At 33.3% G+C, this 16,183-nt stretch carries 14 protein-coding genes; 6 read left to right on the top strand and 8 right to left on the bottom strand.

The features are described from left to right. Positions 1–33: 33 nt before the first annotated feature. Complete coding sequence (locus B0A75_RS06470; protein WP_089053482.1) at positions 34–1,026, top strand: acyl-ACP desaturase; 993 nt, start codon at positions 34–36, stop codon at positions 1,024–1,026. 177 nt (positions 1,027–1,203) lie between these two features. Beyond that, positions 1,204–1,857: an HD domain-containing protein gene (locus B0A75_RS06465; protein WP_089053481.1), complete on the top strand. Its 654-nt coding sequence runs from the start codon at positions 1,204–1,206 to the stop codon at positions 1,855–1,857. Between the two features lie 808 nt (positions 1,858–2,665). Here B0A75_RS06465 and B0A75_RS06460 read toward each other — a convergent pair. The 4 genes from B0A75_RS06460 to B0A75_RS06445 all read right to left on the bottom strand — a co-directional run bounded on the left by B0A75_RS06460 (position 2,666) and on the right by B0A75_RS06445 (position 5,902). Next, entirely contained in the window at positions 2,666–2,788 is a 123-nt protein-coding gene (locus B0A75_RS06460) for a FeoB-associated Cys-rich membrane protein (protein WP_089053480.1), read from the bottom strand. Between the two features lie 6 nt (positions 2,789–2,794). Beyond that, positions 2,795–4,894, bottom strand: coding sequence for a ferrous iron transport protein B (feoB, locus tag B0A75_RS06455; protein WP_089053479.1), 2,100 nt, complete (start codon positions 4,892–4,894; stop codon positions 2,795–2,797). Next, entirely contained in the window at positions 4,894–5,133 is a 240-nt protein-coding gene (locus B0A75_RS06450) for a FeoA family protein (protein ID WP_089053478.1), read from the bottom strand. The genes feoB and B0A75_RS06450 overlap by 1 nt, the downstream gene beginning before the upstream one ends. Positions 5,134–5,236: 103 nt before the next feature. Next, complete coding sequence (locus B0A75_RS06445) at positions 5,237–5,902, bottom strand: SCO family protein (RefSeq protein WP_089053477.1); 666 nt, start codon at positions 5,900–5,902, stop codon at positions 5,237–5,239. Between the two features lie 320 nt (positions 5,903–6,222). On the opposite strand from B0A75_RS06445, the gene B0A75_RS06440 reads away from it, so the two are divergent. After that, entirely contained in the window at positions 6,223–8,283 is a 2,061-nt protein-coding gene (locus tag B0A75_RS06440) for a M13 family metallopeptidase (RefSeq protein ID WP_089053476.1), read from the top strand. A 144-nt stretch (positions 8,284–8,427) separates the two neighbouring features. Then, complete coding sequence (locus B0A75_RS06435) at positions 8,428–10,488, top strand: M13 family metallopeptidase (RefSeq protein WP_089053475.1); 2,061 nt, start codon at positions 8,428–8,430, stop codon at positions 10,486–10,488. 55 nt (positions 10,489–10,543) lie between these two features. Here B0A75_RS06435 and B0A75_RS06430 read toward each other — a convergent pair whose 3' ends face one another. From B0A75_RS06430 to hemB, 3 genes are all read right to left on the bottom strand, one after another. Next, positions 10,544–10,993, bottom strand: a complete 450-nt coding sequence (locus B0A75_RS06430; protein ID WP_089053474.1) for a GyrI-like domain-containing protein — start codon at positions 10,991–10,993, stop codon at positions 10,544–10,546. Between the two features lie 71 nt (positions 10,994–11,064). Beyond that, entirely contained in the window at positions 11,065–11,466 is a 402-nt protein-coding gene (locus B0A75_RS06425) for a c-type cytochrome (protein WP_089053473.1), read from the bottom strand. A gap of 1 nt (position 11,467) precedes the next feature. Continuing rightward, positions 11,468–12,460, bottom strand: a complete 993-nt coding sequence (gene hemB / locus B0A75_RS06420) for a porphobilinogen synthase (protein WP_089053472.1) — start codon at positions 12,458–12,460, stop codon at positions 11,468–11,470. A gap of 282 nt (positions 12,461–12,742) precedes the next feature. Here hemB and B0A75_RS06415 point away from each other — a divergent pair, with 282 nt between their 5' ends. Both B0A75_RS06415 and B0A75_RS06410 read left to right on the top strand, forming a co-directional pair. After that, positions 12,743–13,375 (top strand): hypothetical protein, encoded by a 633-nt coding sequence (locus B0A75_RS06415; protein WP_089053471.1) that lies wholly within the window; start codon positions 12,743–12,745, stop codon positions 13,373–13,375. A 3-nt stretch (positions 13,376–13,378) separates the two neighbouring features. Then, the gene (locus B0A75_RS06410; RefSeq protein WP_089053470.1) at positions 13,379–15,184 is read left to right on the top strand and encodes a hypothetical protein; all 1,806 of its coding nucleotides are present in this window, start codon (positions 13,379–13,381) and stop codon (positions 15,182–15,184) included. A gap of 68 nt (positions 15,185–15,252) precedes the next feature. Here the strand turns inward: B0A75_RS06410 and B0A75_RS06405 are convergent, their stop codons facing one another. Continuing rightward, entirely contained in the window at positions 15,253–16,140 is an 888-nt protein-coding gene (locus B0A75_RS06405; protein ID WP_089053790.1) for a fructose bisphosphate aldolase, read from the bottom strand. Between the last annotated feature and the right edge of the window lie 43 nt (positions 16,141–16,183).

Below are 16,183 nucleotides of genomic sequence, written 5' to 3'. Positions count from 1 at the left end.
AAGCTAAACTTAAATCCAAATTTAAAATAAGTAATGTCTATAAAAAACATTAGATTAGAAGTGATGCAGTTTTTGGAAAAAAACGTTGACAGCTTCGTTGAACAGTATTTAATTCCTGTGGAAAAAATTTGGCAGCCGTCTGATTTTTTGCCTAATTCTGAAGGTGAAAACTTTTTTGAAGAGGTAAAAGAATTGCGTGAAATTGCCAAAGAACTGCCATACGATTTCTGGGTAACGCTTGTAGGTGATACAATTACCGAAGAAGCTTTGCCAACATATGAATCTTGGTTAATGGATGTAGAAGGTATAAACCAAGTAGAAAATGGCGGCAATGGCTGGTCTAAATGGATTAGACAATGGACAGGAGAAGAGAACCGTCACGGTGATCTTTTAAATAAATACTTGTATTTGTCTGGTCGTGTAAATATGCGTGAAATCGAAATGACAACACAGCATTTAATTAACGACGGTTTTGATATTGGAACAGGAACTGATCCGTACAAAAACTTTGTATACACCAGTTTTCAGGAATTAGCAACTTATGTTTCACACAATAGAGTAGCACAAATCGCTAAGAAATTTGGTGATAACAAGTTGTCTAAAATGTGTAAAATGATTGCAGGTGACGAAATGCGTCATCATCATGCTTACAGCGAATTTGTTACCAGAATTTTCCAGGTTGATCCAAGCGAAATGATGCTGGCTTTTCAATACATGATGAAGCAGAAAATTGTTATGCCAGCTCACTTTTTAAGAGAATCAGGCCAAAAAATAAGCACCGCTTTTGAGCAATTCTCAGATTCAGCACAACGTATTGGTGTTTACACAGCTAACGATTATGTTGATATTATGCAGAAATTAATCAACAAATGGGAAATTGACAAAGTTACTAATTTGACTGATGAAGCAGAAAAAGCACGTGATTACTTAATGAAATTACCAGCTCGTATGGCTAGAATTTCTGAAAGATTAGTAATTCCTGCTGAAGGACATATCTTTAAATGGGTTGAACCAGCGAGATTATAGATTTTAGATTGCAGATTACTGATTTTAGATTTAAAATTGATTTTTGCAGTTGATATTGAAAACATTGTTGATTGTTAAAGTCTTAAAGCTTTAACAATCAACTTTTTTATTTTAAATATAAAAGCCAATAAAAATCTGTTTGATCAGAATGCTTTTATTACAAACTAAATACCACTTATGAATAATTCTGAACTTATAATCAAAACAATCACTTTTGTAAAAGAGAAATTAAATGATGCCGAAGGCGGACACGACTGGTTTCATATCGAACGTGTTTACAAGAATGCACTTTTAATTGCAAATGATACCAATTGTGACCTTACTGTTGTTCAATTAGGAGCTTTACTTCATGATATTGCCGATAGTAAGTTTCATAACGGAGACGAGACAATTGGCCCCAAAACTGCACGGTTGTTTTTAGAGTCAGAAAATGTTTCAGAAGAAATTATACAGCACGTTGTCAATATCATTGAAAATATCTCTTATAAAGGCGGAAATTTTGAAAAAAAGTTCTCTTCCATAGAATTAGATGTTGTTCAGGATGCTGATCGCTTAGATGCTATTGGAGCAATTGGAGTTGCAAGAGCATTTAATTACGGAGGATTCAAAAATAGAGCCTTGCACAATCCCGAAATTGCGCCGGTGACAAATATGACAAAAGAAGAGTACAAGAAAAATAGTGCGCCAACAATAAACCACTTTTACGAAAAGCTTTTGCTCCTAAAAGATAAAATGAATACCGAAAAAGGAAAACAAATTGCGGCCGAAAGACATCGTTTTATGGAAACATTTCTAGCCCAGTTTTATGCAGAGTGGGAAGGAGTGAAGTAAGTTTTTGTTTCGCAAATATTCAGCAAATAAACACAAAGCCTCGCAAAGATTTTTAATTCTCTGCGAGGCTTTGTGTTTTTACTTTGAGCATCTCTGTGAAATAATACTTTTCTAAAGTTAACTTGTTGGAAGCAATTATTTTCAACACATAGAAACATAGGTTTTGCAGGCAAAAATTAGGCGTTTCACTTTTTTAAAATACACATAGCTGTGCTATGCGAAAGAAACGAGTCTCTTTTTGTCTCCTTTTTTAGGTATAAAATCTATGTTTCTATGTGTTGATTTTTTTGTAATTACCCCCAACGAGTTAGACTTAGAATTTTATGGATTTTTTGGGTTTTAGTTTATCCGATAGACCCAGTCAATTTGAGTTATTGTTGTCATCGTATAAAGAAGATAAATTAGAAAACCTTTTTTTACGAAGATAAATATGCCTTTATTGAAATAATTTAGAGTGTTTTTTTTAGGTTCTATTTGTTTTAATAAAAAGCTATTGAGATAAAACCAGAATATTAGAGCAATACTAAAAAAGCATATTTTTCTAAAGTCTGATGCATTTATTTGATCAACAAAGAGATTTAATTGATGTATTAAATATACAATTATAAAAAAAGAGGCAATGCCTAAATTGATGTATCGATTTAAAAGAACTTTTTTAGAAAGTATTAAAAATATTGATAAATTTAAGGATATGAAGAATAAACAGTAAATGAAATTTGCCATTTTTTAAAATATCAGTCATTTGTATAGCTGAATCAAGCCAAAGCTCTTCTAAATCTTAGAACCTCAGCAACCCAGAACCTTTTTCCTATGAACACCCGCAATTACCATCACCACAGTCTTTTTTCTTTTTAGATTTCCAAAAAAACTTTTTGATCAAAAAAGCGACCGCAATAAAAAGGATTCCAAAAGCAATTATTTCTTGTATCATGGTGTTTTATTTTAAAAATTGATAAGCCAAAAGAGCTGTAAAATAAGCCAGTCCAGTCATAAAGAAAAGTTGTGCAACAGGCCATTTCCATGAATTTGTCTCTTTTTTTGTAATTGCTAATGTACTGGCACACTGCATCGCAAAAGCATAAAATAGCAGCAATGAAATGCCGCTGGCAAAATTGAATATCTTTTCGCCTGTTTCAGGATTAACTTCCTTTTGCATTTTGCTCTTAATTGTCGATTCATTATCACTGTCTCCAACACTGTAAATTGTTGCTAGAGTTCCCACCAAAACTTCACGAGCGGCAAAAGAACTAATAATGGCTATTCCAATTTTCCAATCATAACCCAAAGGCGAAATTACAGGTTCGATAGCTTTACCCATAATCCCGATATAAGAATTCTCTATTTTTTGAGAAGCCACTTCATTTTCAAATTGAACTTCATTTAAAGTCGTATTTGCGAATCTTTCCTTTACAATGTTTTCCGCATCGTTAAAATCTTTTCCAGGGCCAAAAGAAGCTAAAAACCATAAAATAACAGATATTGCTAAGATAATTTTACCAGCACCAAGAACAAAAGCTTTCGTTTTTTCGACAACATTGATTCCAACATTCTTCAAAAGCGGTAATTTGTAACTTGGCATTTCAACAACAAAATACGATTTTGAGTTTAGTTTTAAAACCTTATTTAAAACATATGCCGAAAGTATAGCGGCAACAAATCCTAGTAAATACAAAAACATCAAAGACAATCCCTGCAGATTGAAAATTCCTAAAACACGTTTATTAGGAATCACTAACGAAATCATAATCGCATAAACAGGTAATCTCGCAGAACAAGTTGTAAATGGTGTTACCAAAATAGTAATTAAACGCTCTTTCCAGTTTTCGATATTTCGTGTCGCCATAATTGCCGGAATCGCACAAGCTGTTCCTGAAATTAACGGCACAACACTTTTTCCCGAAAGCCCAAATTTGCGCATTATTTTATCCATTAAAAAAACAACACGACTCATATAACCACTCTCTTCCAGAATCGAAATAAATAAAAACAAGAAGGCAATTTGCGGAATAAAAATAATAACTCCCCCAATTCCTGGAATAATTCCCTGCGAAAGTAAATCGGTTAAAATACCGCTTGGCAGTTCATCAGCAACCCAGCTGCTTAACGATGCAAAAGAGCTGTCAATGAAATCCATTGGTATTGTCGACCAGCTGAAAATAGACTGGAAAATGACAAACAAAATACCTAGAAAAATAGCATAACCCCAAAATTTATGAGTTAAAACACGATCTAGTTTTGCTCTAAAATCTTTTGCTATCGAGGCATCAACTTTTAAACCTTCCTTTAAAACATCATTTATAAATTGATACCTTTTAATGGTTTCTTTTTGCTGCAGACGTTTTAATTCTGAATGTGATTTGGTAAAAGTGCTTCGGATTTCATTTCGATCTAAATTCGAGAAATTAACATCCTGCGTAATTACCAGCCACAATTTGTACATTAATTGATTTGGAAATGCTTTTTGTAAATTTTCAAAATATTCAGGATCAATTACAGAAGCATTTAAGCATGGTTCGTGCGGAATTGTTTTATAGGAAACAATTAATTCTTTTAATTGCTCAATTCCTAAACCTTTGCGAGAACTTACTAAAGCAATTTTAGTTTTTAGTTTTTCTTCTAAATACGGAATGTCTAAACTAATTCCCTTACTTTCCATACGATCAGACATATTGATAACTAGAATCGTCGGAATTTCAAGATCTTTTATTTGAGTATAAATCAGTAAATTTCGTTTCAAGTTTTCAACATCAGTAACTACTACAGCAACATCTGGATACAATTTGTCGTTTTTGTTCAGTAAAAGTTCAATAACAACACTTTCGTCCATCGAACTAGCATTTAAACTGTACGTTCCAGGCAAATCCAGAATATTAGCTTTGATGTTATGCGGTAATTTACAGAAACCTATTTTTTTCTCAACCGTAATTCCAGGATAATTCCCCACTTGTTGATTTAAACCCGTAAGTTGATTAAAAACAGAAGTCTTTCCAGTATTTGGATTCCCAATAAGGGCAACATTGATATTTTGAATGCTCATTACAAATTGTTTTTGATAAGTTCAACTTCAATTTCACGAGCAGTTTCAACACGTATGGCTACATGCGAACCATTTATATCTAAATATAAAGGATCTCCAAAAGGAGCAATTTGAAGCATTTCGACTAAGCTGCCCGGCAAACAACCCATCTCTAATAATTTTAAAGGAATCAAATCGATATCAAAATCTTTGATAATGGCTTTATCGCCTTTTTTCAGGGTGTGGATTGTATTTTGCAAGCTTATTTAGATTGAGTTTAGATTGCAAAAATAGGCAATAATTCTTTATTTCAAGGCATTTAACACACCTGAAAATGCTAAATCTTTCTAAAAATTGAGGATTTTACTCCTTACACAAGAAATCGATGTCTTCCAGCAGACGTTTAATTTCTTCTTTATTCGTTCCGTCATAAAAACCGCGAACACGTCTTTTTTGATCAACCAAAACAAAATTTTCGGTATGAACCATATCGTACAATTGATCAGGTCGACCTAATTTTACCGCCAAATACGATTTTCTGGCCATCGTATAGATTTCTTTTTTGTCGCCCGTAACCAAATTCCATTTGCTGTCTACAACACCATGTTTTACTGCATAAGCTTTCAAAACGGGAATGCTGTCCACTTCAGGAAAAACAGTATGCGAAAGCAGCATAACTTTTGGATTGTTTAAAACGGCTTTTTGAACCTCTTCAAGGTTTGTTGTCATTTTTGGACAGATAGAACCGCAGGTTGTAAAGAAGAAATCAGCAACATAAATTTTCCCTTCGTAGTTTTTTTGAGTAATTGTATCTCCATTTTGATTTACAAACGAAAAATCAGCAATTGTATGGTATTTACTTTTGTATTGAACAGTGCTGTCAACTAATTCCGGATTAACATCGGCAGGATTAAAAATAGGCAGCGTTTTTTGTGGTTTTAAAGCCGAATAAAATAAAGATATAGTGACAACCGAAAAGACAATTAATACAATAAAGAATTTGCGGTATTTGTATAGAAGCGATTTCATAAAAACAATTTGGCGCAAAAATACGAAAAGAGCATTTTAAAAGGCACAATTATAACGCTTTTTAACAGCTTTGATTTTTTTAATCTTGTAAAGTATGCAATGCTTTTTGTTTCACGTAGATTTCACAGATTTTATAATTAAATGCACACACTGCCAAAACTTACTTTCTAGAAATTGCAGAGGGTTTAAATCTTAAAAAGCAGAAATGGCGGAGGTTATACTTTTTACTAAAATACTGCCGTTAATTATTGCTTTGATTTTAACACAAAATTCCAAATATTAACAATATTTTTGTATTAACACAAAAATCACACTCGAAAATGAACAAACAATTTACAAAACCCTTATTTTGTGTCTTTTCTGTAATGTTTTCATTAACTGCAGTTAAAGCACAAAACGCAGCTCCAAAAGAGCCTGGTATTAATGTTTCTTACATGAATACCAAAGTTAGTCCAGGTCAGGACTTTTTTCAATATGTAAATGGAACTTGGTTAAGTAAAACCGAAATTCCAAGTGATCGTACAACATGGGGAAGTTTCAATGAATTGATAAAGAGAACAGACAAAGATGCAATGTCTATCCTAAAAGAAGCATCAAAAAACCCAAAGTACAAATCAGATACTGATCAAGGAAAAGCAATAAATTTATTTGCAACAGTTCTTGATACTGTAGGCAGAAACAAACAAGGAATTGCACCTTTACAATCTTATTTGAAAAAAATTGATGCAATTAAAAGCGTAGCGGATCTTCAAAAATATTTAACCGAAGTTGAGCAAGAAGGTGCAGCTGGTTTTTTCGGAACTTATGTAGGTTCAGATGAAAAAAACAGTTCTAAAAATTCGGTATATCTTGGAGTTAACCAATTGGGATTACCTGATAAAGATTATTATATTTCAGAAGATAAAGATTCTAAAGAAAAACGTGCAAAATACCTATTGCATGTTGCAAAGATGATGCAGTTTATTGGCGAATCTCCAGAGAAATCAAAACAAAGTGCTTCGGCTATTTTAGCTTTAGAAACAGAATTGTCAAAACCAAGATTAAATCGTGTTGAAAGCAGAGACAGCCGTTTGCAGTATAATCCAATGACAATTGCTGAACTTCAAAAGTTAACACCAGCTATAAAATGGGAAGCTTATTTTACTGGAATAGGTTTAGCAAAGCTTGATACAGTTGTAGTTATGGAGCCTAAATACATGAAAGCGCTTCAAACTGTTTTTACAGCTAACAAAGTTGGACAATGGAAAGAGTATTTAAAATGGGATTTAATCCATACTTATGCAACGAAATTATCAACAGATGTTGAAACGGCTAATTTCGATTTCTACAGCAAAACTTTAAGAGGAGCAATAAAACAATTGCCGCGTGAAGAAAAAGCATTACAAATTGTAAATAATAGTGTTGGTGAAGCACTTGGTAAATTGTACGTTGAGAAAGTTTTTCCAGCTGAAGCTAAAACCAAAGCTTTAGATATGATTCAAAATGTAATTACTGCATACCAAAATCGTATCAACAACTTAACTTGGATGTCTGCAGAAACGAAAGTAAAAGCAATTGAAAAATTAAACAAAATCACCATTAAAGTAGGGTATCCTGATAAATGGAAAGATTACTCAGCACTTGAAATTAAAAGTATTGCAGAAGGTGGAAGTTATTTCGATAATTCGCGTAATATAGCAAAATGGAACTTCAAAAAAGGAATTGAAAAATTAAACAAACCAGTTGATAAAACAGAATGGGGAATGTCACCGCAAACGGTAAATGCGTATTACAATCCATCTTACAACGAAATTGTTTTTCCAGCAGCAATTTTACAGCCGCCGTTTTACAATTATCAAGCTGACGAAGCTGTAAATTATGGCGGAATCGGAGCTGTAATCGGGCATGAAATTTCACATGGTTTTGATGATTCTGGGGCACGTTATAATGCCGAAGGAAATCTTGTAGACTGGTGGACGCCCGAAGATTTAAAACAATTTACAGCACTTGGCGATAAATTAGCAGATCAATACAGCGCATTAGAGCCTTTGCCGGGAATTCATGTAGATGGTAAATTTACATTGGGTGAAAACATTGGAGATTTAGGTGGAATAAATGCAGCTTACGATGGATTGCAGTTGTATTTAAAGAAGCACGGGAATCCTGGTTTAATTGACGGTTTTACACCAGATCAGCGTTTCTTTATTTCTTGGGCAACAGTTTGGAGAACAAAATCAAGAGACGAAGCGATAAAAAATCAAGTAAAAACAGACCCGCACTCTCCGGGAATGTACAGAGCTTATGTTCCTATTCAAAACATGGACGTTTTTTACACTACTTTTGGAATTAAGAGCGGTGATAAAATGTTTGTAAGTACAGATAAAAGAGTAAAAATTTGGTAAGATAATATTGAACCATAAAAAACGGCGCTGATTCAGCGCCGTTTTTGTTTGTATAAAGTATCAAATTAATTATTTAGAGTATTTAACAAATAGTTTAGAATAATTGCAATATGTTTGTGTATATACTAAAAACTATAAATAAAAATGATTAAACAGTTTAGAAAACCGCTGTTTTGTGTTGTTTCTGCAATGATTACAATTACTGCAGCTCAGGCACAAGACGCAAAAAAGAAAGAACCAGGTATCAATCTTTCTAATATGGACACGAAAGTGAGTCCAAAAAATGATTTTTTTCGTTACGTAAATGGAGCTTGGCTGGACAAAACAGAAATTCCAAGCGATAGAAATTCATGGGGAAGTTTTAACGAATTGCGTCAGAAGACTGATAATGATGCTCTTGCTATTCTAAAAGAAGCATCAAAAGATCCTAAATATAAATCAAATACAGATCAAGGTAAAGCAATTGCTTTGTTTAATACGATTATGGACACTGTTGGTCGTAATAAAAACGGAATTACGCCACTTCAGCCTGTTTTGAAGAAAATCGATGCTATTAAAAATGTTACCGATCTTCAGAATTTCTTTATCGAAATGCAGCCGCAAGGAGGTATTGGTTTTTTTGGAGTATATGTTGGAGCTGATGCTAAAAACAGTAACAAAAATACCGTTAACTTAGGACCGGGAGGTTTAGGATTATCTGATAAGGATTACTACAATTCAGACGATAAAGATTCAAAAGAAAAACGTGAAAAATACGAAATACACGTTGCGAGAATGTTACAATATATTGGAGAATCTCCTGCAAAAGCAAAAGAAAGTGCAAAACAAATTTTAGCTTTAGAAATTGAACTTTCTGCTCCAAGATTAGACCGTGTTGAAAGAAGAGACCGCAGAAAACAATACAATCCAACTGCGATTGCTGATTTAAAGAAAAATACGCCTTCTATTCAATGGGAGAAATATTTCACTGGAATCGGAATGACGAAATTAGATTCAGTAAATGTATCGCAGCCGCGTTATATGATTGCTTTAGAAAAAACACTTTCTGAAAAGAAAGTAGAAGCTTGGAAAGAATATTTGAAATGGTCTTTATTGAATAGAAATGCTTCAACATTGACCACAGCTATTGAAGAAGCAAATTTTGATTTCTACGGAAAAACCCTTACAGGAGCTTTAAAACAACGTCCTCGTGAGGAAATGGCATTGCAGGTAATTAACGGTGTTACTGGAGAAGCTTTAGGAAAATTGTATGTAGAAAAATTATTTCCTGCTGAGGCAAAAGATAAAGCAAAGAACATGATTGCTAATGTAATGTTAGCTTACGAAAACAGAATTAATGCATTGCCTTGGATGTCTGCGCCAACAAAAGCAAAAGCAATTGAAAAACTAAAGAGACTTACCATTAAAATTGGATATCCTGATAAATGGAAAGATTATTCTAAACTAGAACTTAAAAACGTTAACGAAGGCGGAACTTATTTTGATAATATGAAAAACATATCAAAATGGTCTTATTCAGAAAGTTTAGCAAAATTGGGTAAACCAGTTGATAAAACAGAGTGGGGAATGTCACCTCAAACGGTTAATGCTTATTTCAATCCATCGTATAACGAAATTGTGTTCCCAGCGGCAATTTTACAACCGCCTTTCTACAATTATCAAGCTGATGAAGCAGTTAATTATGGTGGAATTGGTGCAGTTATTGGTCACGAAATTTCTCATGGGTTTGATGATTCTGGAGCACGTTACAATGCCGATGGAAATCTTGTGGACTGGTGGACACCAGAAGATCTAAAACAATTTACAACTCTTGGAACTGCATTGGCTGATCAATACAGTGCTTTAGAGCCTTTGCCTGGAATTCACGTAGATGGTAAATTTACTTTAGGAGAGAATATAGGAGATTTAGGCGGAATTAATGCTGCTTATGACGGATTACAATTGTATTTGAAAGCAAATGGAAATCCTGGTTTAATTGACGGATTTACGCCAGAACAGCGTTTCTTTATTTCTTGGGCTACAGTTTGGAGAACAAAATCTAGAGACGAAGCAATTAAAAGTCAGGTTAAAACTGATCCACATTCTCCGGGAATGTACAGAGCAGTTGTGCCAATTCAGAACGTAGATGCTTTTTACCAAGCTTTTGATATTAAAAAAGGAGACAAAATGTATATTGATCCTGCTAAGAGAGTTAAAATCTGGTAAGAATAAAATCCATAAAAAAACGGCGCTGATTCAGCGCCGTTTTTGTTTTTATGTCTTATCGAATTGCAATGTAAATATCAACTTCTGCATTTTTTGGGTCTTGGACTTTTTCTCCATAAACTTCAAAATCTGCTGTAAAAATTCGATCTAGATCCGAATTCCAAATTTCCAGCCATTTATTATAAACAATACCTTCGGTTAAATTTCCTTTGGCAATAATTTTTTCATAATCAGCTGCTTCAACTGTTTTACCAACCATGTTTTCAGGTATGAAATCTAAACTTTCAACTTTACAGCCTAAAATAGTCGTGTAAGGTTTGGTGTGATCTTTTTCATAATCGGTATAAATACAAAAAATCTCTTCTGAAATTTTACCTGGAATTTTTTGCTGAATTCCTTCTGTCATAAATTTGTTCCAAAGCACAGGAATATCCTGAGCTGATTGACCATTTTCGTTTGTCGTTCTTACCGAAATACCAATAATATCGAATTTCTGAATTTTCATTTTACTTCATTTTTGTTGAATTGTAAATTTAAAATGAGGTAGTGACAACTGTATGTCAACAAGAAATAAAACTATTTTAATTTACTGTAGATATACGTTTCAATAGCCTTTAATTCTTCATCAGACATTGCCTGCGTTATCGGAATATTAGTTTTCATAACCGCAAATTGACTCGGGTCAACAATTGGTTCCGCTTTTCCTTTTAAGAACGTAACGATATCAGCATTTTTATCTTTGTAAATCTGTGCGATTTCTTTAATACTTGGTCCAATTACTTTTTGATCAACTTGATGACAAGAAGTACAGTTTCCTCTTCCTTCAAAAATTTCTTTTCCTAAAGCCTCTGGTGTTTTGGCTTCTGCAGATTCTCCTTCTGTATACGTTTCAGCTGGATTATGATTAGGGTTTTCAGCCGCTTCTTTTTTGCATGAAGCAAATGCTAAAACGGCAGATAAGAATAATATTTTTTTCATATTATTTATTTAAAATTACGGCAGCTTCTTTTGCAAAGTAAGTAGAGATAATACTAGCTCCTGCACGCTTAATGCAATAAAGTTGCTCTATCATAATTTTATCGTGATCCAACCATCCTCTTTCGGCTGCGGCCTTTACCATAGCGTACTCACCAGATACTTGATAAACAGCAACAGGAACATGTACCGCATTTTTTACCTCACGAACAATGTCTAAATATGCCATTCCTGGTTTTACCATAACAATATCTGCACCTTCCTCAACATCTAATAAAGCTTCGCGAATTCCTTCAATTCGGTTAGCATAATCCATTTGATATGTTTTCTTGTCTTTTGGAATATTTTGAGAATCTACAGGAGCAGAATCCAAAGCATCACGAAAAGGACCATAAAATGCCGAAGCATATTTAGCACTATAACTCATAATTCCAACATTATGATGTCCGTTTTCTTCCAAAGCCTTTCTAATCGCCAAAACTCTTCCATCCATCATATCACTTGGAGCAACAAAATCAGCTCCAGCTTCTGCATGACTTAAACTCATTCGAGTTAAAGCATCAACAGTTGCATCATTGATTAATTGACCATTTTCAATAATCCCGTCATGACCATAGATTGAATACGGATCTAAAGCTACATCCGGCATAACGATCATTTCTGGAACAGCGTCTTTTATCGCACGAATAGTTTGCTGCATCAAGCCGTCTTTATTCCAAGCTTCAGTTCCTTTGTTGTCTTTTAAATTATCGCTGACTTTTACATAGATATTTACCGCTTTTATTCCTAAATCCCAAGCTTCTTTTACTTCTTTGATTGTGTTATCTAACGAATGACGGTAAATTCCCGGCATTGACGGAATAGCTGCTTTTACATCTTTTCCTTCAGCAACAAACATTGGAAGCATAAAATCCTGCGGACTTAAACTGGTTTCACGTACTAAAGAACGAATTGATTCATTGGTTCTCAAACGACGGTTTCTTTGTAATGGGAACATATAATTTTAGATTTTAGATTTTAGATTTCAGACTTTAAACCTGATTTCTTTGAAAACAGATTAATGAATCTTAATTTCTAAAAATGCAGTTGTTATTTTATTTTTTTGAAGATTATTTTACTTTTTTAACAAGTAGCGCAAAGTTAATCAAAAATCAACAGAATAAGGAGTTTAGACCTGTGCAGAATCCGTTAATATTATCTAAAAATTGATGCTTTTATAAGCTGAATTTTAAGAAACCTTTGCGGTAGGTTTTTAAAATATTTCGCATAAATTTGCGAAATGAAGAAAATTCTTGCTTTCTGCTGCTGTTTGCTCTTGACGAGTTGTTTTGAGATAACAGAAAGAATCAAACATCACGACGATCAAAGTGGTGAATATACATTGATGATCGATTTTTCGAAATCATGGTTTAAAACCAAGTCTGCTATTTTTTTAGAAGAAGTAGATGGAGTTAAAATCCCAAACGAACAAGAAATCTCTCAGAAATTAGAAGACTTTAAAGGGAAAGCTTTAAAAATTGCGGGAATTTCAAACGTTACAACCAAAACAGATTTTGACAATTACATTTTCATCATCAAACTTAATTACGCCAATATAAAAGCTCTAAACGCTGTTGTAAATACGATTAACAATCAGCGTGATCAAATTCACTTTAGCAGTAATGCTAAAAATTTTGAAAGAATTGCATCCTATCCAGTTCCCGAAAAAGTGGTTAAAGATCCCAAGAAAAAGAAAGATCTTGAAGAAGCCAGTATAACAGCAATTTATACTTTCGACAAAGACATTTTATCAGTTGAAAATACCAATAGTAAAATATCCAAAAACAAAAAGACGGTTTTTTTAAAACAGAGTATGTACAGCGTACTTAAAAAATCGACATTAATGAATAATACAATCCAATTAACGCCTTGATTTATGAAGCAATTCTGCACTTTATTTTTAGTATTCGCCACCTATCTGACCTTTGGTCAAAACAATCAAAATAAATACGACTATTTTGTACAATTCAACGGAAATCAGCTTTCAAAAAAAGTAAATATCGATGAGGTATTGAATCATCCTGTATTGAATAAGTATAAAGATCGAAACTCAGATTTTGATATCAGCAAGTATACATCCCTTGTTTATTTAGACAAACAATTAACCGTTCATGGAAATTTTACAGACAGTATTCCGTATTGTCAAATCACTATTCCGATAAAGGATAAAGATGCTGCACGACAGTTTTTACTGCACGAATACAGCCTGAATAAAAACACAGATTCGGTTATAACTCCAAATGTTCAGGATTTTGGAAATTTCAGCATTCTTACTACAAAAAATGAAAAAGAATCATTTGCGTGGAATGATAATTATTTGGTAATATTAAAATTAACAAAGAAATTTCACTCCAACCGATATGATATTCCAGCAGCAGTTACACTACAAGATTCAATTGCAATAGATGAACCTTATAAAGAATTGTCTATTGAGGAGCCGGCAGTTACTGATAATTCAACAGTTGTAGAAGAATCTCCATATAGTAATGAATCTTATGCTGAATACACTAAAGAAGAAGATGACTTTAATCAAAAACTGGCTGAACAGCAAAATTTGATGATAAAAGCATTGTTCGAAAAAGGATTTACTGTTCCTGTATCCGATAAAATAAATGCACTTGCAGATATTTCATCATGGGTAAATTACGGTGCAGTTATGACTGGTTTATATTCTTCTTACTCCTATCCGATGGCAATTTTTGGAGGTTATGATAAATTTTTACCAAATCAGAAAAATTTGGGCAATTTTGTAAAAGGCATTAATCTCGACTTTTATTTCGACAGCAACAATGCGCGAATAGAAGAAGTTATCGAATATTCAGAACAGATTGCAGAAGTCGTGGGGAAAATCAGCAATAGAAAAATCAATAAAAACATATTTAATTACTTCCCTGTAAATAAACCTTTGGGATATATGTCTTATCATATCAATACCCAAGCAGCGCTTGAAAACATTCCCTCTTTAATGACAGATTTGTTTAATAGTCCAGCATTAAAGAAAGATGATGTGGCTGTCGTTACAGATTTAATTTCTACAATTGTTGATGAAGAGGCAACTGCAAAGCTTTTTGACGGTGATTTGAGCTTGTTTTTATACGACAGTAAGAAAGTTGAGGTGGTTTCTAAATCGTACGACTACGATGAAAATTTTGAGCCGATAGAAAAAGAAGAAAAAATTAAGAAAACAGTGCCGCTTTTCGCTGTAATTTTTACCTCTACACATCCAACATTTGGCGATAAGCTTTTACAGTTAGGCGTTCGTAAACAATTTCTAACTCAAAACGGAAATGCTTTCCTGATAGAAGGAACAAAAGAATATGGTGATTTGTTTATTATTAAAGATAAAGATGTTGTTGTCGTAGCAAATACACTTGATTATTTTAGTAAAGAAAAGGGATCATTTGTGGCTGAAGCCAAGAAAGATTTAAAGAAAAATTATATGTTCGGAAAGTTGAATATTGGTGAGACAATAAATGTCTTTGCTAAATTAGAAAACACGAATACATCCGATTTTGAAAAATTTAATAAGATTTCGAAGCAATTTTCAGATATTACTTTTGAGTCTCCTAAAAAACTAATCAATAACAAATTGATTTTTGCAGTTAAATTGAACACTTTAAAATCGGATAAAAACATCATTTTACAGACATTAGATTTAGCTGATGAAATGACTTCGAAATAATCGATAAAATACAAATCCCCGAAAAATCAATTTCGGGGATTTTTTTTTAAGCTTTAAATGATAATTTATTAGGTGATAGAAGCGTCATAAATGGCTTTTATCGTATGTTTCAGCGTATTATTAAAATCATCATCAGATTGTTGAGCACTAAGTCCTTCAGATAATGCTCTTGAGAAACTTGCAATTAATCCGTGGTTTTGTGCAAGTCTGTCATTGGCATCTTCTCTAGAATATCCGCCAGAAAGAGCCACAACTCTAACAACATTTGGGCTAGACATTAATTCTTTGTAAAAATCATTAACCGTTGGAATCGATAATTTCAACATTACTTTTACATCTTTGTCTAAAGATTTTAGTTGTTTTAAGATTTCTTCTTTTAGAATTTCTTCTGATTTTGTCTTATCAGCACTATAAATATCAACTTCAGGCTCAATAATAGGAATAAGTCCTTTTTTAAAGATTTGAAGACCTACAGCAAATTGCTGTTCCACAACTTCACGAATACCCTCCGCATTTGCCTCTTTAATAACAGAACGCATTTTAGTTCCAAAAACGTTTCGTTCAACCGCTCGTGTCAATAATTCATCCAAATTAGAAATAGGTTTCATTAACTGTACACCATTTGCAAGATCAGCAAGACCTTTGTCTACTTTTAAAAATGGTACAATCTGTTTTTTCTCCCACAAATAATCGGCAGTCCACAGGCCGTCAATTTTACGATCCATTGTGTTTTCAAACAAAATAGCGCCTAGAATATATTTGCTGTCAAATGCTGGACTTTTTATAATTCTAGTCCTCATTTCATGCACAAGAGTATACATTTCTTCGTCATTTGAAAAACTATTTTCTTGTATTCCATATTGTGCCAATGCTTTTGGGGTACTTCCGCCGCTTTGATCTAATGCGGCAATAAAGCCCTTTCCAGAATGCATGCGATTTAATTGTTCATTGTTCATATTTGCCATAATACTGAATTTTAGGTGGAATAAATTCCCGTTA

Origin of the sequence: Flavobacterium oncorhynchi, assembly GCF_002217355.1 — a bacterium.
Taxonomy (GTDB): domain Bacteria; phylum Bacteroidota; class Bacteroidia; order Flavobacteriales; family Flavobacteriaceae; genus Flavobacterium; species Flavobacterium oncorhynchi.
This window is presented reverse-complemented; position numbering and strand designations above follow the sequence as displayed.